The sequence below is a fragment of the Spongiactinospora sp. TRM90649 genome, from assembly GCF_029382225.1.
Lineage (GTDB): Bacteria > Actinomycetota > Actinomycetes > Streptosporangiales > Streptosporangiaceae > Spongiactinospora.
In genome coordinates this window covers 357,021-378,034 of the sequence record NZ_JARLTC010000006.1, presented here as the reverse complement: position 1 = coordinate 378,034, position 21,014 = coordinate 357,021, and the positions used below count along the sequence as shown (strand labels likewise).

The 21,014-nt window shown below is 72.4% G+C and carries 20 protein-coding genes; 10 read left to right on the top strand and 10 right to left on the bottom strand.

Annotated features, from left to right (window positions below):
- The first annotated feature begins 23 nt into the window (after window positions 1-23).
- From P3X83_RS09060 to P3X83_RS09045, 4 genes are all read left to right on the top strand, one after another.
- The gene (locus P3X83_RS09060) at window positions 24-953 is read left to right on the top strand and encodes an acyl-ACP desaturase (RefSeq protein ID WP_277304441.1); all 930 of its coding nucleotides are present in this window, start codon (window positions 24-26) and stop codon (window positions 951-953) included.
- Between the two features lie 97 nt (window positions 954-1,050).
- A complete protein-coding gene (locus P3X83_RS09055; protein ID WP_277304440.1) occupies window positions 1,051-1,773 on the top strand; it encodes an SDR family oxidoreductase in 723 nt (240 codons plus the stop codon).
- A gap of 60 nt (window positions 1,774-1,833) precedes the next feature.
- On the top strand, window positions 1,834-4,395 hold the full coding sequence (locus P3X83_RS09050) for a PEP/pyruvate-binding domain-containing protein (RefSeq protein WP_277304439.1): 2,562 nt from the start codon (window positions 1,834-1,836) through the stop codon (window positions 4,393-4,395).
- 108 nt (window positions 4,396-4,503) lie between these two features.
- The gene (locus tag P3X83_RS09045; RefSeq protein WP_277304438.1) at window positions 4,504-6,522 is read left to right on the top strand and encodes a hypothetical protein; all 2,019 of its coding nucleotides are present in this window, start codon (window positions 4,504-4,506) and stop codon (window positions 6,520-6,522) included.
- On the opposite strand, the gene P3X83_RS09040 is transcribed toward P3X83_RS09045, so the two are convergent.
- Entirely contained in the window at window positions 6,450-7,631 is a 1,182-nt protein-coding gene (locus tag P3X83_RS09040) for a DUF418 domain-containing protein (protein WP_277304437.1), read from the bottom strand. The genes P3X83_RS09045 and P3X83_RS09040 overlap by 73 nt on opposite strands.
- 274 nt (window positions 7,632-7,905) lie before the next feature.
- Between P3X83_RS09040 and P3X83_RS09035 the strand changes: the two genes are divergently transcribed.
- Both P3X83_RS09035 and P3X83_RS09030 read left to right on the top strand, forming a co-directional pair.
- The gene (locus P3X83_RS09035) at window positions 7,906-8,265 is read left to right on the top strand and encodes a hypothetical protein (RefSeq protein ID WP_277304435.1); all 360 of its coding nucleotides are present in this window, start codon (window positions 7,906-7,908) and stop codon (window positions 8,263-8,265) included.
- Entirely contained in the window at window positions 8,262-10,718 is a 2,457-nt protein-coding gene (locus P3X83_RS09030) for a hypothetical protein (protein WP_277304434.1), read from the top strand. The genes P3X83_RS09035 and P3X83_RS09030 overlap by 4 nt, the downstream gene beginning before the upstream one ends.
- Before the next feature lie 7 nt (window positions 10,719-10,725).
- On the opposite strand, the gene P3X83_RS09025 is transcribed toward P3X83_RS09030, so the two are convergent.
- From P3X83_RS09025 to P3X83_RS09010, 4 genes are read right to left on the bottom strand one after another with little or no spacing between them, the layout of a single operon-like run.
- Window positions 10,726-11,376, bottom strand: a complete 651-nt coding sequence (locus tag P3X83_RS09025) for a hypothetical protein (protein WP_277304432.1) — start codon at window positions 11,374-11,376, stop codon at window positions 10,726-10,728.
- Window positions 11,373-11,627, bottom strand: coding sequence for a zf-HC2 domain-containing protein (locus tag P3X83_RS09020; protein WP_277304431.1), 255 nt, complete (start codon window positions 11,625-11,627; stop codon window positions 11,373-11,375). Before P3X83_RS09020 ends, P3X83_RS09025 begins: the two co-directional genes overlap by 4 nt.
- A 4-nt stretch (window positions 11,628-11,631) precedes the next feature.
- Window positions 11,632-12,189, bottom strand: a complete 558-nt coding sequence (locus tag P3X83_RS09015) for a hypothetical protein (protein ID WP_277304430.1) — start codon at window positions 12,187-12,189, stop codon at window positions 11,632-11,634.
- Complete coding sequence (locus P3X83_RS09010) at window positions 12,182-12,916, bottom strand: GNAT family N-acetyltransferase (protein WP_277304429.1); 735 nt, start codon at window positions 12,914-12,916, stop codon at window positions 12,182-12,184. The genes P3X83_RS09015 and P3X83_RS09010 overlap by 8 nt, the downstream gene beginning before the upstream one ends.
- Window positions 12,917-13,156: 240 nt before the next feature.
- On the opposite strand from P3X83_RS09010, the gene P3X83_RS09005 reads away from it, so the two are divergent.
- Both P3X83_RS09005 and P3X83_RS09000 read left to right on the top strand, forming a co-directional pair.
- On the top strand, window positions 13,157-13,654 hold the full coding sequence (locus P3X83_RS09005; protein WP_277304427.1) for an Lrp/AsnC family transcriptional regulator: 498 nt from the start codon (window positions 13,157-13,159) through the stop codon (window positions 13,652-13,654).
- Window positions 13,655-13,699: 45 nt separating this feature from the next.
- Window positions 13,700-14,833 (top strand): AI-2E family transporter, encoded by a 1,134-nt coding sequence (locus P3X83_RS09000; protein WP_277304426.1) that lies wholly within the window; start codon window positions 13,700-13,702, stop codon window positions 14,831-14,833.
- 7 nt (window positions 14,834-14,840) lie between these two features.
- On the opposite strand, the gene P3X83_RS08995 is transcribed toward P3X83_RS09000, so the two are convergent.
- The 4 genes from P3X83_RS08995 to P3X83_RS08980 form a co-directional block, all read right to left on the bottom strand.
- Window positions 14,841-15,668 carry a MetQ/NlpA family ABC transporter substrate-binding protein gene (locus P3X83_RS08995; RefSeq protein WP_277304425.1) on the bottom strand — a complete coding sequence of 276 codons (828 nt, stop codon included), beginning with the start codon at window positions 15,666-15,668 and terminating at the stop codon, window positions 14,841-14,843.
- Complete coding sequence (locus tag P3X83_RS08990; protein ID WP_277304486.1) at window positions 15,661-16,323, bottom strand: methionine ABC transporter permease; 663 nt, start codon at window positions 16,321-16,323, stop codon at window positions 15,661-15,663. The genes P3X83_RS08995 and P3X83_RS08990 overlap by 8 nt, the downstream gene beginning before the upstream one ends.
- A 14-nt stretch (window positions 16,324-16,337) precedes the next feature.
- A complete protein-coding gene (locus P3X83_RS08985) occupies window positions 16,338-17,291 on the bottom strand; it encodes an ATP-binding cassette domain-containing protein (RefSeq protein ID WP_277304424.1) in 954 nt (317 codons plus the stop codon).
- Between the two features lie 99 nt (window positions 17,292-17,390).
- Window positions 17,391-17,975 (bottom strand): TetR family transcriptional regulator, encoded by a 585-nt coding sequence (locus P3X83_RS08980; RefSeq protein WP_277304423.1) that lies wholly within the window; start codon window positions 17,973-17,975, stop codon window positions 17,391-17,393.
- A gap of 231 nt (window positions 17,976-18,206) precedes the next feature.
- Between P3X83_RS08980 and P3X83_RS08975 the strand changes: the two genes are divergently transcribed.
- Together P3X83_RS08975 and P3X83_RS08970 are read left to right on the top strand one after the other, a co-directional pair.
- On the top strand, window positions 18,207-19,160 hold the full coding sequence (locus P3X83_RS08975) for a hypothetical protein (RefSeq protein WP_277304422.1): 954 nt from the start codon (window positions 18,207-18,209) through the stop codon (window positions 19,158-19,160).
- A 105-nt stretch (window positions 19,161-19,265) separates the two neighbouring features.
- Window positions 19,266-20,093: a metalloregulator ArsR/SmtB family transcription factor gene (locus P3X83_RS08970; protein WP_277304421.1), complete on the top strand. Its 828-nt coding sequence runs from the start codon at window positions 19,266-19,268 to the stop codon at window positions 20,091-20,093.
- On the opposite strand, the gene P3X83_RS08965 is transcribed toward P3X83_RS08970, so the two are convergent.
- Window positions 20,090-20,947 carry an LLM class flavin-dependent oxidoreductase gene (locus P3X83_RS08965; protein WP_277304420.1) on the bottom strand — a complete coding sequence of 286 codons (858 nt, stop codon included), beginning with the start codon at window positions 20,945-20,947 and terminating at the stop codon, window positions 20,090-20,092. The genes P3X83_RS08970 and P3X83_RS08965 overlap by 4 nt on opposite strands.
- Window positions 20,948-21,014 lie beyond the last annotated feature (67 nt).

Sequence of the window (21,014 nt, the reverse complement as noted above, 5' to 3'; positions counted from 1 at the left end):
GTAGATCGTAATAGGGAGTGGGTATGCGTCAGTGGACCCAGACCGAGCTGCTGCATGAGCTGGAGCCGGTCGTGGCCGGGGAGCTGGACAGACACCTCGGTGTCGCCAAGGAGTGGTTCCCCCACGAGTACATCCCGTGGAGCCAGGGACGCGACTTCGACGGCCTCATGGGCGGAGAGGCGTGGACGGAGGCCGACTCCAAACTGCCGGAGGCCGCACGGGTGTCGCTCATCGTCAATTTGCTGACCGAGGACAACCTCCCCAGTTATCACCATGAGATAGCCACCACCTTCGGCAGGGACGGCGCGTGGGGCACGTGGGTGCACCGCTGGACCGCCGAGGAAGACCGCCACGGCACCGCGTTGCGCGACTACCTGACCGTCACCAGGGCGGTCGACCCGGTCGCGCTGGAGCGCGAGCGGATGGCGCACATGAACGCCGGGTTCACCACCGAGTACGGCACCATGCTCCAGCAGCTCGCCTACGTCTCCTTCCAGGAGCTGGCCACCCGGATCTCGCACCGCAACACCGGCAGGGCGACCGGCGACCCGCTCTGCGAGCGGCTGCTCGCCAGGATCGCCGCCGACGAGAACCTGCACATGCTCTTCTACCGGAACCTGCTCGCCGCCGCCTTCGAGCTCGACCCCGACCAGACCATGCGGGCGGTGACCGACGTCGTCACCACCTTCCAGATGCCGGGCTCCGACCTCTCCGGCTTCGCCCGCCGGGCGATGGTGATCGCCCATGAGGGCATCTACGACCTGCGACTGCACCACGACGACGTGCTGATGCCCGTGCTGCGCCAGTGGGCGGTCTTCGACAAGACCGACCTGGGCGCGGAGGGCGAGAAGGCCCGCGAGGAACTGGCCTCGTTCCTGGAGAAGCTCGACGTCACGGCGGCGCGCTTCGTCGAGCGCCGGGAGGCCAAGCGCGCCAGGGCGGCCGCCCGCTAGACACCCGCCGAAGGGCCCGTCGCGGCGGGTCGTACAGTCGGCCCCGGTAATAACCCTTCTGCCAGGGGAGGCGCGCATGCCCATGGGGTGCGTACTCGTGACCGGGGCCTCACGGGGGCTCGGGGCCGCCATCGCCGAACGGCTGGCCGCCACCGGGCGCCACGTGGCGCTGAACTACGCGCACGACGATCGGGGGGCGGCGGCCGTGGCCGGGCGGATCGCCCGCGCGGGGGGCAGCGCGCACACCGCCCGATTCGACATCACCGACGAGGAGTCGGTGCGCCTGGGCATGGCCGAGATCGTCGCCACGGCCGGCCCGGTCGAGGTCGTGGTGAACAACGCCACCGGCCCGCAGCCGCTGATCCCGGTGGAGTCCCAGACCTGGAACGACCACCTCGATCAGCTCCGCTTCTTCGTCAAGGCCCCGCTGCTGGTTCTGCAGGAGGTGCTGCCTGGCATGCGGGCGGCCGGGGACGGGCGGATCATCAACGTCGGCAGCGAGGTGACCGACCTGGGCAATCCGGAGATGGGACACTATGTGGCGGCCAAGGCGGCGATGCACGGCCTGACCCGTTCCTGGGCGCGGGAGCTGGGGCCGTACGGGATCACCGTCAACACCGTCGAGCCCGGCTGGATCCCGGTGGAGCGGCACGGCGAGGTGGTCGTCGGCGACACCGGCCCCTACATGAACGGCGTGGCGCTCGGCCACATGGGCGAGCCCTCCGACGTGGCCGAGGCGGTGGCGTACCTCGCCTCCCCAGCCGCGCGGTTCGTCACCGGCCAGCGGATCGCGGTGAACGGCGGCAAGACCATGACGTGAGCGTGAGCTTATTTCATCACTTGTTGACTTCCTGGTGGCCCCGGGATTAACGTCGTGTCCATGGAGGGCACCGCATCCGTCCCGCCCCTGGTCACCGGCCTGGCCGATACCGTGGCGGATCCACTGGGACTGGTCGGCGGCAAGGCCGCCAGCCTTGGCGTCCTGCTCCGGGCCGGGTTTCCCGTCCCGGACGGCTTCTGCGTCACCACCGAGGCGTATCGCCTGGTCGCCGAGAGCGCGGGCGTCCAGGGGCCGCCGGGGGCGCGCGAGCGGCTGCTCGCGGCGGAGATCCCCACCGAGGTGGCGCGGGCCGTGCGCGAGCGGCTGGACGAACGGCCCGGCGGAGGCCCGGTCGCGGTGCGCTCCTCGGCGACCGCCGAGGACCTGCCGCACGCCAGCTTCGCGGGCCAGCAGGACACCTTTCTCCAGGTCGAGGGCACCGAGGCGATCCTGGCGGCCATCCGCCGCTGCTGGGCCTCGCTGTGGACCGACCGCGCGGTGGCCTACCGCGAGGCCGCCGGGATCGGCCACGACTCGGTGCGCCTGGCCGTCATCGTGCAGGACATGGTGCAGGCCCGGGTCGCGGGCGTGCTGTTCACCGCCGACCCGCTCACCGGGCGGCGCGGCATGGCGGTCATCGACGCCGCGTCCGGACTCGGCGAGGCGGTCGTCTCCGGGTCGGTCAACCCCGACCACTTCGCCGTGGACACCGCGACCGGCACGGTGTCCGAACGCCGCCCCGGAGCGGGCTCCGGGCCGCCGTGCCTGGACGACGCGCGGGTCAGGGAACTGGCCGCGCTCGGCGCGAAGGTGGAACCGCATTACGGCGCGCCGCAGGACATCGAGTGGGCGCTCGACGGGCGGGGCCGCCTCTGGCTGACCCAGTCCCGGCCGATCACGACCCTCTTCCCCATCCCGGACGGCCGCGACGGCCTGCGCGTGTTCTTCTGCGTGACCGTCGCACAGGGTCTCAACCGGCCGATCACGCCGATGGGCCTGTCGGCCATGCGGGTGCTGGCCTCCTCGGTCGCGACGCTGTTCGGGCTGCCGCCCGCCGATCCACTCGCCGGGCCGCCGGTGTTCGCCGAGGCGGGACACCGGGTGTTCGTGGACGCCACCGCCGCCGTGCGGAGCCGTCCTGGGCGGGCGGTCGTGCCACGCGCGCTCGACTTCATGGAGGCCAGGTCGGCCGTCGTGCTGCGCGGGCTGATGGACGATCCCCGGCTGAGCGTGAACCGGCGGTCGTGGCGGCCGTTGCTGCGGCGGGCGGGCGGCCTGGCCCTCCGGCGCGGGATGCCGCTGCGCACAGTCCATTACCTGCTGCGCCCGCGTCACGCGATCCGCGACGCGAACCGGCTCCGCGCCCGGCTGGAGGCACGTCTGGCTCCGCCGCCCGCGCCCACGGCCGACGAGCGGCTGGACCACGCCGTCCGGGCGCTCGGGTCGGTCTTCCCGCTGTTCCCGGCGGTCGTGCCGGGGCCCGCCGCCGGGTTCACGATGCTCGGGCTGGCCGGGCGGCTGCTGCGCGGCCGGGCCCGTTCCGACGAGGTGCAGACGGTGCTGCGCGGCCTGCCGCACAACGTGACCACGGAGATGGACCTCGCGCTGTGGGCGCTGGCCGTCCGGCTGCGGCACGATCCGGAGTCGAGCGCGGCGCTGCTCGGCACGCCCCCGGAACGGCTGGCCGCGATGCGCCGCGACGGCGAGCTGCCGGAGGCGCTGGCCTCCGGCCTGACCGCCTTCCTGGGCCGGCACGGCAGGCGCGCCGTCGCCGAGATCGACCTCGGCCTCCCCCGCTGGTCGGAGGACCCCGAGCACGTGCTCGGCGTGCTCGCCAACTACCTGCGCCTGCGGGATCGGGAGCTGGAGCCCGACGCCGTGTTCGCCAGGGGCGCGGCGGAGGCGACCCGCATGATCGGTGAGCTGGCCGCCCGCGCCGGAGGGGTGCGCGGAGGGGTCGTCCGGTTCGCGCTGAGCCGGGCCCGCGCCCTCGTGGGGTTGCGCGAGCTGCCGAAGTTCCTGCTGATCACGGCGCTGGCGGCGGCCAGGGAGCAGATCGCGGCGGTCGGCGCCGAGCTGGCCGGGCGCGGCCTGCTCGACGAGCCGGACGACGTGTTCTTCGTGACCCTGGCCGAGGCCAGGTCGGCCGTCCGCCATGGCACCGACCTGCGGGAGCCGGTGGCGCGGGCCAGAGCGGGATACGAACGGGAACTGGGCAGGCGGCGGGTGCCCCGGGTGCTGCTGTCGGACGGCACCGACCCGGAGGCCGTGGCCGTCGCCCCGCCGGACGGCGCGCTGACCGGCTCCCCCGCCTCGGCCGGGGTGGCGACGGGCAGCGCGCGGGTCGTCCTCGACCCGGTCGGCGCGCACCTGGAGCCGGGCGAGATCCTGGTCTGCCCGTCCACCGACCCCGGCTGGACCCCGCTGTTCCTCACCGCGGGCGGCCTGGTGATGGAGATGGGCGGGGCCAACTCGCACGGGGCGGTGGTGGCCAGGGAGTACGGCATCCCCGCCGCGGTCGGCGTGGCGCACGCCACGGAAGTGGTGCGGACCGGCCAGCGGATCACGGTGGACGGCACCTCAGGGGTGGTGCTCACCAAGGACGACATGTCCGCTCAATGATCCATATCTCCTCTATATATCAACTTCTGTCGTTGACCCGCCCTCCGTCTTGGGATCTCCTACCGGTCACACCGCCCATCGGCGGTGTGACCGGTAGGAGGAACCCCCGTGCGCCTGCGTATCGCGCTGACGATGCTCGCGCTGGCCGGAACGTCACTCACCCCGTTGACACTCCCCGCCCAGGCCGACTCCCCGTCCACCTCCCCGTCCACCTCCGCGTCCGTACCCGGATGCGACCCCGTGGCGGGCACCGAGTGCCTGCTGCCCTTCCCCAACGACTGGTTCACCGAACCGGCCAAGACGCCCACCGGCAGGAGAGTCGCGTTCGACGTCTCGGCCATGCCGCGCAACGCGGCGGGCACGCCGATCGACCCCGCCCTGTGGAACCTGGCCGACGGGTTCTCGCCCGGCTCCATGCTGCTGGCCCACGTTCCCGGGCTCGACCTGCGTGCGACCGGGGCCGCGCCGGTGACCGACGTGGGGCGCTCGCTGCGGCGTGACGCGCCGATCGTGCTGGTGGACACCCGGACCGGCGAGCGCGTGCCGTACTGGGCCGAACTGGACGCCGGGGCCACCGAACCGGCGCGGCGGGCGCTCATCGTCAGGCCCGCCGAGAACCTGCGGGAGGGCCGCCGCTACGCCGTCGCGCTGCGCGGCCTGAAGGGCGCCGACGGCGGCGCGCTGCCCGCCCCCGAGACCTTCACCCGGCTGTCCGGGCGCGACCTGCCGGGCGACGACCCGCTGGCCGCGCGGCAGCGGGCGCTCCGCCGTACCCTCGCCGACCTGCGCGCGGCCGGAGTGGCGGCCAGGGACCTCTACCTGGCGTGGGACTTCACGGTGGCCAGCGAGCAGGGCATCGCGGGCCCGGCGCTGCGGATGCGCGACGAGGCGCTGCGCGCCCTGCGCGGCCGGTCGCCGGAGTTCACCGTGACGTCGGTCACCGATCTCTCCCCCGAGCAGGACCCGAACGTGTCCCGCGAGGTCACCGGCGAAGTCCTGGTGCCCAACTACCTGAACCGGCCGGGCGGGCCGCCGGGATCCAACCTGAACCGGGGCCCCGACGGCCTGCCCCGCCCGCTGGGCGACACGCTGCGGGCCGGGTTCCACTGCGTGGTCCCCCGCTCGGCCACCGCCAAGCGCCCCGCGCTGCCCTCCCTGTACGGCCACGGCCTGCTCGGACGCGCCACCGAGGTCCGCGCCGGGCACGTGCGCGCCATGGCGGGCGAGCACAACGTGCTGTTCTGCGCGACCAAGTGGATCGGCATGTCCGACGAGGACGTCCCGAACGTGGCGTCGGTCTTCACCGACTTCAGCAGGTTCGGCACGGTGCCCGACCGGCTCCAGCAGAGCCTGCTCGACTTCGTCCTGCTGGGCCGGGCCATGATCACGGCGGACGGGATGGCGGCCCACGAGGCGTTCCGCGACGACCGCGGCCGCCCGCTGATCGACCACCGCGCGCCGCTCGCCTTCGACGGCAACAGCCAGGGCGGCATCGCCGGGGGCGCGCTGGTCGCGGTCTCCCCCGACGTGCGCAACGCGGTGCTCGGCGTGACCGGCATGAACTACTCCACGCTGCTCAACCGGAGCGTGGACTTCACGCCCTTCCAGCAGATGATGAACGCGTCCTACCCGGACAAGCTCACCCAGCAGCTCTGCTTCGCGCTGCTGCAGTTGCTGTGGGACCGCGCGGAGACCAACGGCTACGCCCGTCATCTCGGCGACGACCCGCTGCCGGGCTCGCCCCGCCACCGGGTGCTGATGCACGTGGCCTTCGGCGACCACCAGGTCACCACAGTGGCGGCCGAGGTGCAGGCCAGGACGCTCGGGGCGCGGATCCACCGCCCGGCGATCGCGGCCGGGCGCAACCCGGACGTCGTCCCGTACTGGGGGATCGGGTCGCTGCCGCGCGGGCCGTACCCCGGGCCGGCGATGGTGGTCTGGGACAGCGGCACCCCCGCGCCCCCCGTCACCAACACCCCGCCGCTCGGCCCGGAGTACGGCCGCGACTCCCACGAAGACCCGCGCAACGATCCGGGCGCACGAGTGCAGAAGGCTCAGTTCCTGCGGTCCGGGGTGGTCGTGAACGTCTGCGGCGGCGCTCCCTGCACCGCCGAGCCGGCGCGCTGATCCTCCGCCCGCTGGGGCAGCCGGTAGGCCCACTGCCAGGCCAGCTCCAGCGGGCCCCGCTCGAAGCGGCGCAGCCAGAGCGTGGCCAGCGCCATGAACAGGACGCAGATCCCGGCCCAGGCCGCGATGACCCACCAGGGGCGCAGGTGGTCCAGGCGGGAGGCGAGGCCGAGGCCCCAGCCGTAGCAGACCACCGAGGCGGCCAGGTTCTGGAACACGTAGCAGGACAGCGCGGTGCGGCCGACGTTCGCCAGCCCCCGGCGGGCGGGCCCGCCCTCGCCGCGCATCCCGGTGATCACGGTCGTCACCAGCCCGAGCAGCCCCAGGGCGACGACCGGCGGCAGCACGTAGCGGTCCAGGAAGAACCATTCGGGACCGGCGAAGGCCGTGACCAGGTTGAGCGGCAGCGCGACGCCCAGGCCCACGGCCATCAGGCGACGCCGCAGCAGCCCGCCGCGCGCGGAGTCCTCGAAGGCGCCCGCCCGCGTCAGCCGCGCGCCGAGCAGGAACAGCACGATCCCCATCGGGATGATGAAGACCGACTCCAGGCGGTAGAGCGGCGCGAGCTGGATCCGTGCGACGACCTGCTCCAGCCAGGAGCCCTCGGTGTAGAGCGGCGTGGCCGGCCCGCTCACCTGCACCTCGACGGTCAGCATGGCGTAGGTGACCAGCGACATCATCGCCACGTGCAGGGAGCCCAGCATGACGATCCAGGCGTTCGTCACGCGGTCGCTCCGCCCGATCAGGTACGCCACGGCCACCGAGATGACCGCGTATCCCATCAGCACGTCGAACTCGAAGATCAGCACGTAGTGCACCAGGCCCTCGGCACAGAGCAGCGCGGCCCGCCACAGGTACCAGCCCGGCCAGCGCGCCCCGCGCCGCCGCGCGGACCGGTACTGCAGTTCCAGGCCGACGCCGAACAGCAGGGTGAGCAGGCCGAGGAACTTGCCGTTGGCCAGGAAGCGCAGGAAGGTCTCCACGCCCCCGGCGCTCGCCGCGAGCTGCGCGGCCGGCCCGCCTGGGCTGGTGAAGAGCCAGATGTTGGTCCCCAGGGTGCCCATGATCGCAACCCCGCGCAGGATGTCGAGCGCCGCTATTCGCCTCATACTTCAAGGGTTCCGGCGAGGGGCCTTCCGGGCATCGTCGCGGCGGCCCATCCGGGCCGTCATCACTTCGGTGTAGACGCCGGAACCAAAGTCGAACCGCGCGCCTACCAATGGCGCACATAACGGTTCAGCCGCTTTCACGAAATATTTTGTTATGGGTAATCTTCCATGCCAGAGTTGTGCCATGAGTCAGGGGCCTCCGGAACCACCTGCCCAAATAGGATCATTCCTCCGCGCGCCACTCGAAGTCATCAGGCTCCTCAAGGGGGAGCCGGTGCTGCTCGCCGGCATGGGGGCCGGCGTGCTGCTCGCCGTCATCGCCCTGTATGTACCGGCGGAGGGCAGGCCGTACGCGTGGATCATCGCGGGACTGACATTCCTGCTCTGCGTCCTGCGGGCGATCATGTCGATCGCCTCGGCGAAGCGGAATGTCCCCAACAAGCCGGAAAGAATGTCCAAAAACCAAAACTCTCCGACAAACATTGCCAAATTCGGCGCACTGACCAGAATTCGCCGGGCGCGCTTCCGGTCCGGCCGCCTCAACGTCCTGCGATCGGGGTGGAACACCCGGATCGAAGAGCTGGACATGGAGGCCGGGCGCAGGACGGCGGACGATGACACGGAGCGGGAATGAGCATCTTCGTCGGGCGCACGGCCGAGGTGGATGGAACGCTCCAGCTACTCGGATCGCTGAGCGGCGGCGTCGTCCTCGACGTGGTCGGCGTCCACGGCAGCGGCAAGACCATGTTCATGGACCGGGTGTCGGAGCTGGCCGGCGCGGATCCCGGCACCCAGGTCTACCTGTTCGACATGGCCAGGTACGACCTGGGCGCGGGCTTCCACGACGACTACGGGGCCACCGCCAGCGCCGCCGTGCTCTGGGAGACGTTCACCAGGTCACGGGCGATGATGCGGTTCCTGGCCGACCCGCCGGTCCCGGAGTTCGACCGGTTCAAGGAGGTCTGCCGCTTCCAGAGCCGCCTCGCCGAGGACTTCCTGGCCAAGAACGAGATCTCCCTCGGCAGGCGCTCGGCGATCGAGAAGGCCGAGTTCACCAGCATCGTCCACATCGGCGACGAGGCCGTCCGGCAGCGGATCCGCGAGGCGCAGAGCGAGATCGACGACGCCTTCGCCGAGGCGTGGGAGGAGTACACGCTGCGCCGCCGGGTGCTCATCACGGTGGACACCTTCGAGCTGGTCGCCGACGACGAACTCGGCCACTGGATGGTCCGGATGGCCATGCGGATGGCGAAGACCCTGGTCATCCTGGCGCGCGTGCCCGCGCAGGTGGCGTTGAGCGTGCCCTCGCCCCGCTACCGGCGGCTCGACCTCGCCAACCTCGGCCCGACCGACGTGCAGGACTACCTGTCCCGGCGGCTGCACCCCGATCCCGTCCAGCCGGCGCTCGCCGAGGTCGTGTACGGCTACACCGACGGCCACGCGGGAGGGGTGGCCCTGATCGGCGACCTGGTCGTGGAGAGCGGCGGGCACGCCGTCGATCCCCGTTCGCTGCGGCGCACGCTGGAGCGGCTGCCGGAGGAGACGAGCCGCCGCTGGGCGGAACTCGTGCTGCTGATCATCGCCGCCGTGCACGAGCCGCACCTGCGCCAGGTGCTCGACGCCATCGCGATCACCCGCACCTTCGACGCCACGCTGCTGAGCGCGCTGGTGCGGGCGATGGGCGACGAGGAGAGCGACGTCGGCGACGCCATCGCCAAGCTGGTCTCGCTGCGGCTGCTCCAGGACGTGCCCACCCCCGACTTCGGGCCGAGCGGCCGGTTCCGGATCCATGAGTTCATCCGGCTCTCCCTGGCGTCCCGGCTGCAGACCTACCACCCGGACCGCTGGAGGAACCTGCACCGGGCCGCCGCGGAGTACTTCTTCGAGCGCCTGCGGCGCTGGGAGGACGGCATCTACACGACCTACACCTCCTGGTACCGCTTCGAGGACCGCGAGTGGCAGGAGGACAAGCGCGAGTGGCTGCGCCACTCCGGCCTGCTCACCGGCGACCACGCCATCTCGCGGGCCCGGTTCACGCTGGTGTTCCTGGAGGCGTTCTGGTGGTGGGGCTACTACATCCCCTTCCCGCTCAACCGCCGGCTCCTGGAGGACTGGAGCAGGACCTCCGCCGCCTGGGAGTGGGCGCACGCCTCCTGGCCGGAGTCTCCCCGCGACGCCCCCTCCCCCGATGAGCAGCTGCTGGACGCGCTGACGTACCTGCTGGACAACTACCCGCTGACCCACGTGAAGCCGCCGGGCGCGCCCTGGGACGGCATCCGATCGCGCCTGCTGCTGATCCGGCGGATCTGCGGCATCGAGCAGCGGTCCGCCGCCCATTCCCTGTCGGCGCGCGAGAAGGAGGACGTGAAGCGCACCAACGCGTTCATCACGCTGTTCCTGGCCCATACCCGGCGCTACCGCGACCCAGCCGACCAGCGGGCCGACGCCTACTACGACCAGGCCACGGCGGCGCTGGAGGAGCTGGGAGACGCCTGGACGGTCGCCTGGATCCACTTCGAGCGCGCCGACCACGCCCTAGAGCGGGGGCTGACGGACCACGCGGTCGCCGTCCTCTCGGAGGCGGCCCGGCGCACGCGGGACCTGGCCCTGGAGACGCCCGAGAGCGACGGCGGCCCCGACTGGGACCACGAACTGATCGCCAACCTGCACCGGGTGCGGGCCGACCTGCACTGGGCGGCCGGTGAGCGCGGGCCCGCCGCCGACCAGTACGGCCGGGCGCTCGCCCACGCCTACGTGTTCCAGGGCGAGCCCAACCCGCCGGACGAGTACTCGCGGCAGTTCTACCTGGAGATCGGCACGCGGACGGCCGCCCGGATGACCGCGCTCGGGGAGGACGAGGCCATGGCCTTCCTGGCGGCCCTGCGACGGCACGCGCCCGCCCCTCCCGCCACGCCCGCGCCCCCGCTCTTCGTGCCCGATCTCACCCTGATCAGGGAGCGGTTCCTGGCCCGCGGCCCCATGCCGGACGAACTGGGGTCCGACGCGACCGAGTTCTTCGACGAGTGGTCCGACTTCAAGGAGTCGATGGCCCCGGACGCGTCGGCCGGGATGGACACGCTGATCTGAGCCGGGGTCAGCCGGGCCGGCCGAGGCCGAGGCGGTGGGCCAGCCAGGCGGCCTGCCAGGCCCGTTCGGCGGTGTAGGGGTCGGCCGGCCGCCCGGCGGAGGTGTCCGGTGTGCGCCGGTTCGCCGCACGCGCCGCGATGTAGGCGACGCTCGCGACGGGCTGGACGCCGACTGCCTCGACCGCGTCGAGCACGTAGCCGCACAGCCCGGCCGCCCGCCCCGCACCGTTTCGGGCGGCTGAGCGGGCCGCCGCGCGGGCGGCGCCGGCGAGCGCGAGGAGAGGGAGACCGGGGGCGGCGAGCGGCCCGGCGTCGCCGTCCAGCCCGGCGCGGGCCAGTTCGGCGGCGGCGTGGACGGCGGTGCGCGCGGCGCAGGCGAGCGCCAGGTCGCCGGCCGCCTCCGCGTCCCACGCGGCGACGCGCCCGACCAGCCGGGCCCGCCGCACGACCACCTTGTGCGGCAGCCGCAGGGCCTCGCCGTCGGCCTCGGCCTCCCACAGCTCCGCCGCCAGCCAGTACGGCAGGTCATCGGCCCGGCACAGGTGGATTCCCGACCGGCAGCCCTGCCGTTCGGCGGCGGCCGTCCACTCCCCCGGCGTCCACACGTGACCGGCGAACGGGCTCACCGCGCCCGGTGCGAGGAACTTCCAGTGGGTCACGTCGCCGCCGCCCGCACCAGCGCCGCGAGCGACTCCCGCAGATCCCGGCTCACGGCCCCCGGGCCCGCCGCGCGCAGAGCGTCGAGGGCGATCCGCGCGTTGCGGCCGTAGGCCATGCACGGCGGGCAGTACAGCAGGTGCTGCTCGAAGGCGTCGAGCTCCCGCTCGCTCATCTCCTCGCCGCCCGGCGCCCCCAGCCAGGGGACCACGAGTCCCGCGACGACCTCGCAGCTCATGTCCACCGCGCGCATGCCCTCAGCCTCCGTCCGCGACCACGGCGTCGATCGCCGCCAGGTACGCCTCGGCGGCGGCGCGCAGCAACGGCTCCTGGTGTTCTGGCTCCCGGCCGGCGAGCGCCGCCGCCTCCTCCGCCGAGAGCCCGGCGACATGGCGGGCCACAAGAAGAATCCGCAGCGGAAGGGGGATCCGGCGAAGCGCCTCGGCGACCGTCCGGTCGTCCGGCGCGAACCCGGGAGGCCACTCCGCAGGGCCGTCGCCCGACCACCAGCCCGCCCAGGGGTCGCCTGGCGGCAGGAACCGGCCATCGGGCGGGACGGCGCTCTCACCGGTCGGCCCGATCGCGGCCAGCGTGCGGCCCAGCAGGGCGGCGCGCAGGCCGCCGGTCACCTCGCCCGCCACGATGTCGGCGACCAGCCGCCGCCAGGCGGTCTCCAGCACGCTCTCCGGCTCGCCCGCGCCCGCCACCCGGGCCAGGAGCCCCGCCACGCCGTGGTCGCGCGCCAGAAGGGCGTCGAGCGCCGTGAGGTCGCCCGACCTGAGGCGGGCGCACAGCGCGTGGTCGGGATCAGGCATGACCGGCGCGGCGGCGCACCTCGGGAGCACGGGAGATCGGCCACAGCGGGACGCCGGGCCCCCAGGAGGACACCTGCTCGCGCAGCGCGAGGTACTCCGGATCGGACCGCGCCGCCTCGTCGCCCTCGCACCCCCGGACGTACTCGTCGAGGAACGCCAGGACGGCCTCGGTGGGAACCGTCGGCCCGGCCGGGCCGAGACAGATCAGGAACATCCCCTGGACCCTCGGCAGCCCGGGGGCCAGCGATGGCTGGAAGTAGTCGACCGGCAGGAGCGACCAGCCGGTGCGGTCGTAGAGCCGCAGCCGCGCGACCGGGTCGCCAAAGACGCTCGCGGAGTGCCGCGCCGGGTCCTCGACCTCGGCCAGCACCGCCACCGGGCGGGCCTTCGGCCGCCACGCCGTTCGCAGATGCCCGATCAGCGCGGAGCCCAGCCCTCTGCCCCGCTGCTCCGGCCGCACGGCGAGGTAGTCGAGCAGCAGGATGCCGCTGGACGGGGAGAAGCTGCCGAGCGCGCCGCCCACCGGCTCGCCGTCCACCATGGCGATTGTGCCGAAGTGGCCGTACTCGGGGGCCCGGTAGACGACCCTCGCCGTCTCCAGGCCGACCAGTTCGGCGGGCGGGAACGCGGGGGCCAGGACCGTCTCGTAGAAGCGGACGAACAGGTCGTCGTCGATGTCCGCGCATTTCACCAGAACGGGCTCGGCCTGGGCACCCTCAGCGGTCATGCAGCCCATCATGACCGGCCGCCCCGCCCCCTACAAGGCCGGGGCCCCGCCGTAGTGGCGTTACGCGCGACCCTGACAGGCCAAACGGTACTCCACGCGGGATTTCGTGGTGAAAATGACAAAGAGCAACGGAATCGCTTGACAGAAGCCGCATACCTGACAGCATGTCGCAACAGGGCCCGATCTCCGGAACGTCCGGGTGGCGGTCCCCGGGCCCGGCTCGCAGGAAGGACGCGTTGCATGACGACGGCTCCCAGGGCATCACGCCAGGGCACAGCGGAGGGGCGGGGGCCGTACCCCCTCGACGACATCTCCAAGCGGATCATCGAGGAGCTGCAACGGGACGGCCGCAAGCCGTACGCCGCGATCGGCAAGGTGGTCGGGCTGTCGGAGGCCGCCGTGCGCCAGCGCGTGCAGCGCCTCCTGGACGCCGGGGTCATGCAGATCGTCGCGGTCACCGACCCGCTCACCCTCGGCTTCCCCCGGCAGGCGATGATCGGCATCAAGTGCGAGGGCGACCTGGAGACCGTCGCCGACGAGCTGGCGCTGATCCAGGAGATCACCTACGTGGTGCTGACCGCGGGATCGCTGGACATCATGGTCGAGGTGGTCTGCGGCAGCGACCAGCACTTGCTGGACATCCTCGGAAAGATCCGGGTAATCTCCACGGTCCGCGCCACCGAGACGTTCGTCTACCTCAAGCTGCACAAACAGACCTACTCCTGGGGTACGCACTGAGGGTGTGCCGGTTACCACCCGTACACGGTGGGAAACAGTGAGGAGATGACCAGCGACGACGGTGAGACACCGCCCCCCGCCAGCGCCGGGCGACCCCCGCCCGCAAGGCGTGAGGCCACCAGGCACGGGCTGCGCGACGGCCGCAGTCTGGAGCGCGCGGGCAAGGCCGCCTGGAACCTGGTCGGCCTGATCCTGCTGGCCTGGGCGGCCCTCTACGTCGTCGGCCTGATCAGCACCGTCGCGCTGGCCACTGTCGTCGGGGTGTTCATCACCGCGCTGCTCTACCCCGCCGTCCGCAGGCTGCGGCGGCACGGCATGAACCGCGCGCTGTCCACCGTCGTGGTGTGGGCGGGCGGCCTGGCGCTGTTCGCCGGGCTCGTCGCGCTGCTCGTCCCGCCCACCACGGCCGGGCTCGGCGAGCTGAGCACCAGCTTCGGCCAGGTCGTGGACGACCTGCACCGCATGGCGGGCGCGCTCGGCCTTGATGACCGCCGTCTGCAGGAGCTGACCCGCGAGGCGCAGACCTATCTGAACGAGCAGTGGTCGCGCATCGCCAACGGCGCCATCGCCGGGGCCAAGACCGTCGGCGAGATCGTGGTCGGCCTGATCATCGCGCTGATCCTGTCGATCTACTTCGTGCACGGCGGCGACCGCCTGTTCAACTGGCTGGTCGACCTGTGCCCGCCGAGCACCCGGCCGCGCCTGCACGACATGGGCACCACGACGTTCGACGTGATCGGCCGTTACGTGCGCGGGATCGCCATCGTGGGTGCGGTGGACGCCTTCTTCATCGGCATGGCCCTGTGGATCCTCGGCGTGCCGATCGCGCTGCCGCTCGCCGTGCTCACCTTCGTGGGGGCGTTCCTGCCGGTCGTGGGCGCGTTCATGGCGGGCCTGCTGGCCGCCGTGGTGGCGTTCGTGGCCAAGGGCTGGCTGGTCGCGCTGATCGTGGTGGCCGTGACCATCCTGGTCCAGCAGGTCGAGGGCCATGTGCTGGCCCCGCAGGTCTACGGCCGCGCGCTCGACCTGCCGGGCGCGGTCATCCTGGTCGCCATCGCGATCGGCAGCGTGATCGCCGGGATCGCCGGGGCGTTCCTCGCCGCCCCCGTGACGGCCGTCATCGTCACCCTCACCCGGCGCGGGGCCCAGCCGGAGCTGGAGCCCGTGCCGCGCGAGTGACGCGTGCTCACGCCTGGGCGGGGATCACCGCGCCGTCGCCGAAGGTGTCCTGGATGTACTTCTTGACCTCCGGGCCGGCCAGCAGGCCCGCCAGCTTCTTCAGGTCGGGGTCGTTCGCCTGGTCGGCGCGGACCACCAGCCCGTTGGCGTACGGGTTGCCCTCGGCCTTCTCCAGCGCCAGCCCGTCGCCCGAGGGCTTGAGACCGGCCTCCAGCGCGTAGTTGCCGTTGATCACGGCGGCGTCCACGTCCTGCAGGGAGCGCGGGAGTTGGGCGGCCTCCAGCGGCTTGAACACCAGCTTCTTGGGGTTGCCGGTCACGTCGCGCTCGGTGGCCGCGGTGCCCGTCCCCTCCTTGAGGGTGACCAGGCCGTTGTCCTCCAGCAGCTTGAGCGCGCGGCCCAGGTTGGTGGCGTCGTTGGGCAGCGCCACGTCCGCCCCGGCCGGGACCTCGGCGAGCGACTTCACCGTGCGGGAGTACAGGCCGAGCGGCTCCAGGTGGACGGGCTGGAGGAAGGTCAGCTCGGCGCCGCCCTTGGAGGCGACGAAGTCCTGCAGGTAGGGCTTGTGCTGGAAGAAGTTGGCGTCCAGGTTGCCCTCCTGGAGCTGGGTGTTGGGCTGGACGTAGTCGCTGAACTCGACGATCTCCAGTTTCAGGCCCGCCTTGGCGGCCAGGTCGTTCTGCACGAACTTGAGGATTTGCGCGTGCGGCGTGGGACTGGCGCCGATCTTCAGCGTGCCGTCCGCGGCCGGGGCGGCCGGCTCACCGGACCCGCCGCACGCGGCGAGCACCAGTGCCAGCGCCGCCGCAGCCACGCCCCCGAGAAACTTACGCACCCCGTTCACTCCTTCTCTCATTACCGGACAGCCTTCTGGCGACCAGGTCGCCGAGGCTCTGGACGAGCTGCACGATCACGATGAGCAGCACGACCGTGATGATCATTACTGTGGTGTCGAACCGCTGGTAGCCGTAGCGCACCGCGAGGTCGCCGAGCCCGCCGCCGCCGATGGCCCCGGCCATCGCCGAGTAGCCGATCAGGGCCACGACGGTCACCGTCAGCCCGGCGACGAGCCCCGGCAGCGCCTCGGGCAGCAGCACCTTTCCCACGATCGCGGCCCGCCGGGCGCCCATCGCCTGGGCGGCCTCGACTACGTCGCGGCCCACCCCGCGCAGCGCCGTCTCGACCAGCCGGGCGAAGAACGGCACCGCGCCGAGCGTGAGCGGGACGACGGCCGCGGCGGTGCCGATGGTGGTGCCGGTGACCAGCCGGGTGAACGGGATCACCGCCACCATCAGCACGATGAACGGCAGCGACCGGCCGATGTTGACCACCGCGCCGAGCACGGCCTTGAACGCCGGGGCCGGGGCCAGGCCGCCGCGGTCGGCGGTGACCAGCAGCACGCCGAGCGGCAGCCCGAAGATCGCGGTCAGCACGGTGGACAGCGCGACCATCTGCAGGGTCTCGCCGGTGGCCTGGAGCAGCGCGGGCATCAGCTCGTCGGGGTTCACGCGACCTCCACGAGCAGTCCGAGGCCGGTCAGGTAGGCCAGCGCGTCGTGCACCCGGCCGCCGGTCAGGCGCACCCGCAGGCGCCCCATGGGCGCTCCGCGCAGCTCCTCCAGCGAGCCGCCGAGGATGTTGACGTCCACGCCGAACCGGCGGACCAGTGCGGACATGACCGGTTCGTCCGCCTGCCCGGCGAAGGTCACCGTCACCGTGCCGGACGGGGCCGGTTCGGGCAGCGGGAAGATCTCCCTGGTGAGCGCCGCGCCGGGGGTGGCGATCAGGTCGGTGATCCGGCCCGCCTCCTCGATCCGGCCCGCCTTCATGATCGCCACCGAGTCGCAGATGCTCTTGATCACCTGCATCTCGTGCGTGATCAGCAGGATGGTCAGCCCAAGCTCGGCGTTGAGCCTGCGCAGCAGGGCCAGGATCGACTGGGTGGTGGCCGGGTCGAGCGCGCTGGTCGCCTCGTCCGACAGCAGCACCCGGGGGCCCGCGGCGAGCGCGCGGGCGATGCCGACGCGCTGCTTCTGACCTCCGGAGAGCTGGGCCGGGACGGCGGCGGCCTTGTCCGCGAGCCCCACGAGATCGAGCAGTTCGCGCACGCGCGGCTCCCGCCGGGCGCGAGGCACTCCGGCGACCTCCAGCGGGAACGCGATGTTGCCCGCGACCGTGCGGGACGACAGCAGCGCGAAGTGCTGGTGGATCATGCCGATCCGCCGCCTGGCCGCGCGCAGCTCGCCGTGACCGAGCCCGGACAGCTCGGTGCCGTCCACCGTGACCATGCCTGCGGTCGGGCGCTCCAGCAGGTTGACGCAGCGCAGCAGCGTGCTCTTGCCCGCTCCGCTGCGGCCGAGCACTCCGTGGATCTCGCCTTCGCGCACGCTCAGATCGACGCCGTCGAGGGCGACGACGCCGTTCGGGTAGACCTTGCGCAGGCCGCGTAGCTCGATCACATAACCTCGATCGCGGGGATTGCCGAACCTCCGGCTCAAACCAGTCCCACGCTCGCACAATTCCCGATCGGCAATGTGATATATGCCACCACCAGCGCTTTAGAGCAACAGGCCGCCTTCCAGGTGGAGCAGAGCCCGGTCGATCTCGGCCGGACCGTCGATGCCCGGATTGCGCACCCAGTCGAACCAGATGGCCATGACCACGCCCACGATCGCCCCCGCCGCGTTGCGGACCTGCGGGTCGAAGTGGTCGCGGCCCGCCCGGTCGGCCAGGATCTGCTGCATGGTGCGGACGGCGGTCGTGACGTTCTCCAGGCTGGCCGCCCACAACTCGGGCACGGTGAGCATCAGCCGCTCACGCTCCAGGGCGGCGGCCTGACCCGCCTGGGCGGTCACCGTGACCCGCAGCGCCTCGCGCACCGCCGCCACCGGCCCCAGTTCGCGGGGCGCGGCGGCAAGCGCCTCGGCGAACGGCGGGAAGTGATCCATCAGCACGAGGTCTTCCTTGGTCGGGAAGTAGCGGAAGACCGTGCTCGGCGCCACCTCCGCCGCCTCGGCGATCTGCTCGACGGTGGTGTCGGCGTAGCCCCGCTCCTGGAACAGGCGCAGCGCCTCGCGCTGGATCAGCGCTCTGGTCCTGGCCTTCTTTCGCTCTCGCAGCCCCTCGCCGGGTCGCTCGCTCATGTCCCGATTCTGCTGGCCGTGATACCGGCCGCGCAATCGCGGGGCACGCCCATGCGAATAGGAATTAATATCACCGCCAAACAACGCGAACACGGATGGAAAGTCCAGGTGAAGGGTCAATGGATTCCTGATTTCCAGCACGTCTCTCGGCGCGGCGGGGTTAACCTGTCCCTGCCTCTGACCTCCCGAAAATCGCCCGGCCCGTCGATCCCTTTCCACGAGGAGACCTCCTTGGAATCCGTGACTCCCCCGGCGCCACCGGCCACGTCCGACAGCGGAATGGACGACACCGCGCTCGACGACGCGCTGCGCGCGCTCGCCGGTGTCACCGAGCGGGTGATGGCGGATCACGCCGAATCCGAAAGGCTTCTGGAGCGGCTTTCCGAGGAGGACAACCGGCTGCTCGAAGAACGAGCCGGGGCCGGGTGGCCGCCCGGCTGCGGGTGGCCCGATCCGGCGCGGGCGCTGTCGTCGTTCCGCCAGGAGCAGGCCCTGTCCGCGGCCCACCGCCACCGCGCGGCGGCCCGCGAGTTCGCCGCCTGGTGGGCCGACGTCGCCGCGTCGGCGACCGTGGCCACGCTGTTCGGCCTGCGCCTGCATCCGGTCAGGGCCGCAGCCGCCGACCCCGAGTCCTGGATGTCCGACGAGAACCTGCGCCGCCTGCCCGCGATCTCCCGCCACGAGCGGAACCTGGCCGAACTGACGCTGTGGCTCGGCCGCCCCGCGCCGGGCGACGCCGGTCCGGCGGGCGGGCGCCGACCGGCCGCCGAACTCGGGCTCACGTTCCGGGCGGGGGCCGACGGCCGCCAGGTCCTCGCCGAGGACGGCCGGCCAGAGGCGCGCCGCCGCAGGCTGTGGGGGCGGTGCTGGCTCGACCACCAGGTGCCGCTGCTGCCGGAGACCGGCGAACTGGTCGAGTCCCTGACCATGCGCGACGTGCCGCGGACCACGGTGAGCGCGATCCGCGAGGCCTCCTCCGCCCTGGACGCGGCGCTCGCCGCCAAGGCCGGGGCCGACCGGCTGAGCCGTCAGATCGACCAGCGCGGGCTGCCCGAGACCCCGGAGCAGTCGGCCGAGCTCGAGTCCCTGTGGGACCACGCCGACCGGATCCCGGCCCTGCTCGCGGCCTACGCGCGCACGCTGACCGACCACCTGCCCGCCGTACGCGCGGCACGGGCGGGCTGACGGCGCCCCTCCCCCGGACGCTCGCCGGGCGGCACTCGCGGGATTGACGAGCAACCATTTGGTTGCCTATTCTGCCGGAGGCGACCTACGAACGACCGGTGGAGCATGGACACGATCTTCAAAGCGCTCGCGGACACCAGCAGGCGGCGTCTGCTGGACAGCCTCAACGCGCGCAACGGCCAGAGCCTGCGCGAGCTGTGCGCCGATCTGGACATGACCCGGCAGGCCGTGACCAAGCACCTGGCCGTACTCGAAGCCGCCGGGCTGGTCGCCACCATCCGGCGCGGGCGGGAGAAGCTGCACTACCTCAACGCCGCGCCGATCATCGAGATCACCGACCGCTGGATCGGCCGTTACGACCGGCACCGGGTCGAGGCGCTCGCCGATCTCAAGCACGCTCTGGAGGGCAAGACCGTGAGCAAACCCGAATTCGTCTACGTCACCTACATCCAGGCCGGCGCCGAGCGCGTCTGGCAGGCGCTGACCGAGCCCGCCTTCACCCGCCGTTACTGGGGCGGTGTGGCCCTTTCGTCCGACTGGCAGGTGGGCTCGCCCGTGCTGTGGCAGAACGCCCCCGGCGAGGAGTTCCGCGACCTCGGCCAGTACGTCCTGGAGAGCGAGCCCAACCGGCGGCTCTCCTACTCCTGGCACCCCTTCCAGCCCGAGCACGCCGAGCTGTTCGGCTGGGACGCCGACCGCTACGCCGAGGCGCTGAAGGAACGCCGGTCGAAGGTCACCTTCGAGATCGAGGCCGCCGGGGAGGGGGTCAAGCTGACCGTGATCCACGACGACTTCGACGAGGGCAGCGCGATGCTGGCGGCGATCAGCGGCGGGTCCGACCGGTCGGGGGGCTGGCCCGAACTCCTCTCCGGCCTCAAGACCCTCCTGGAGACCGGCCGCGCCCCGCTGGAGAGCGCGGGCGTCTCCGGCTAGAGGCCGAGGGTGTCGGCCAGCAGGTCTACCTGGGCGGGGTCGGGGTCGTTGCCCATCAGAATCAGCTCGTCGCAGCCCGCCTCGGCGAAGGCGGGCACCGCGTCGCGGATCCGGCCGGCGGAGGTGTAGGCGGCGGCCACGCCGTACTCGGCGTACTCCGCGCCGGCGAAGGCGTAGTACGAGCCGATGGCCCGGGCCACGGCGGCGTGCGCGTCCGGGCCGAGCGCGTACATCACGGAGGCGACGACCTGGGGTGAGCCGTCTCTGCCCGCCCCCGCCCACGCCTCCCGCAACCGGGGCGCGAACCCCTCGACGTCCTCGACGGTGGCGTCTCCGGCGATCCAGCCGGTCCCGTGGGCGGCCACCCGCCGCAGGGTCGCCGCCGAGGTTCCGCCGAACAGCAACGGCGGCCCGCCCGCCGTCGCGGGCGGCGGCCCCGCCTGGGTCTCGCCCCGCCAGGTGGTGGCGAGCCGGTCGAGGAGCAGGTCGAAGTCCTTGCCCCGGGTGTGATAGTCCGTGCCGCTCTCCGTGAAGTCGTCGTCCCTGACGCCAGGGGCCAGGCCCAGCCGCAGGCGGCCGGGGCCGGCGACCTGGTCGAGCGTCGCCGCCGCCTTGGCGAACAGCGCGTGGTTCTTGCGCAGCGGGCCTATCAGCACGCTGGTCAGCAGCCCGATGCGCGTGGTCGCCCCGGCCGCGGCGGCCAGTGTGATCAGCGGTTCTGGCGTGCTCCACAGCAGGCGGTCGCTGACGCTGATGGTGGTGAACCCCCGGTTCTCCGCGCGCCGCGCCCACTCCACGAGCGTCCTGCCGTCCGTCCAGGGGGCGTGCCCGGGCAGGCCGATGCCAATGTCCATCCGGAATCCTCCGATAAGTCGGGTATGGCGACCTATCGTGCAACCTCAACCGCGGTTGACATCAAGC

What these genes read in the sequence shown, in the direction of transcription:
- P3X83_RS08990 (WP_277304486.1), bottom strand. Translation starts at nt 16,323, where the DNA reads ATGCCCGCGCTGCTCCAGGCCACCGGCGAGACCCTGCAGATGGTCGCG.
- P3X83_RS09040 (WP_277304437.1), bottom strand. Translation starts at nt 7,631, where the DNA reads ATGAGGCGAATAGCGGCGCTCGACATCCTGCGCGGGGTTGCGATCATG.
- P3X83_RS09000 (WP_277304426.1), top strand. Translation starts at nt 13,700, where the DNA reads ATGACCAGCGACGACGGTGAGACACCGCCCCCCGCCAGCGCCGGGCGA.
- P3X83_RS09005 (WP_277304427.1), top strand. Translation starts at nt 13,157, where the DNA reads ATGACGACGGCTCCCAGGGCATCACGCCAGGGCACAGCGGAGGGGCGG.
- P3X83_RS09050 (WP_277304439.1), top strand. Translation starts at nt 1,834, where the DNA reads ATGGAGGGCACCGCATCCGTCCCGCCCCTGGTCACCGGCCTGGCCGAT.
- P3X83_RS08970 (WP_277304421.1), top strand. Translation starts at nt 19,266, where the DNA reads ATGGACACGATCTTCAAAGCGCTCGCGGACACCAGCAGGCGGCGTCTG.
- P3X83_RS09030 (WP_277304434.1), top strand. Translation starts at nt 8,262, where the DNA reads ATGAGCATCTTCGTCGGGCGCACGGCCGAGGTGGATGGAACGCTCCAG.
- P3X83_RS09020 (WP_277304431.1), bottom strand. Translation starts at nt 11,627, where the DNA reads ATGCGCGCGGTGGACATGAGCTGCGAGGTCGTCGCGGGACTCGTGGTC.
- P3X83_RS08980 (WP_277304423.1), bottom strand. Translation starts at nt 17,975, where the DNA reads ATGAGCGAGCGACCCGGCGAGGGGCTGCGAGAGCGAAAGAAGGCCAGG.
- P3X83_RS09015 (WP_277304430.1), bottom strand. Translation starts at nt 12,189, where the DNA reads ATGCCTGATCCCGACCACGCGCTGTGCGCCCGCCTCAGGTCGGGCGAC.
- P3X83_RS08965 (WP_277304420.1), bottom strand. Translation starts at nt 20,947, where the DNA reads ATGGACATTGGCATCGGCCTGCCCGGGCACGCCCCCTGGACGGACGGC.
- P3X83_RS09010 (WP_277304429.1), bottom strand. Translation starts at nt 12,916, where the DNA reads ATGACCGCTGAGGGTGCCCAGGCCGAGCCCGTTCTGGTGAAATGCGCG.
- P3X83_RS09060 (WP_277304441.1), top strand. Translation starts at nt 24, where the DNA reads ATGCGTCAGTGGACCCAGACCGAGCTGCTGCATGAGCTGGAGCCGGTC.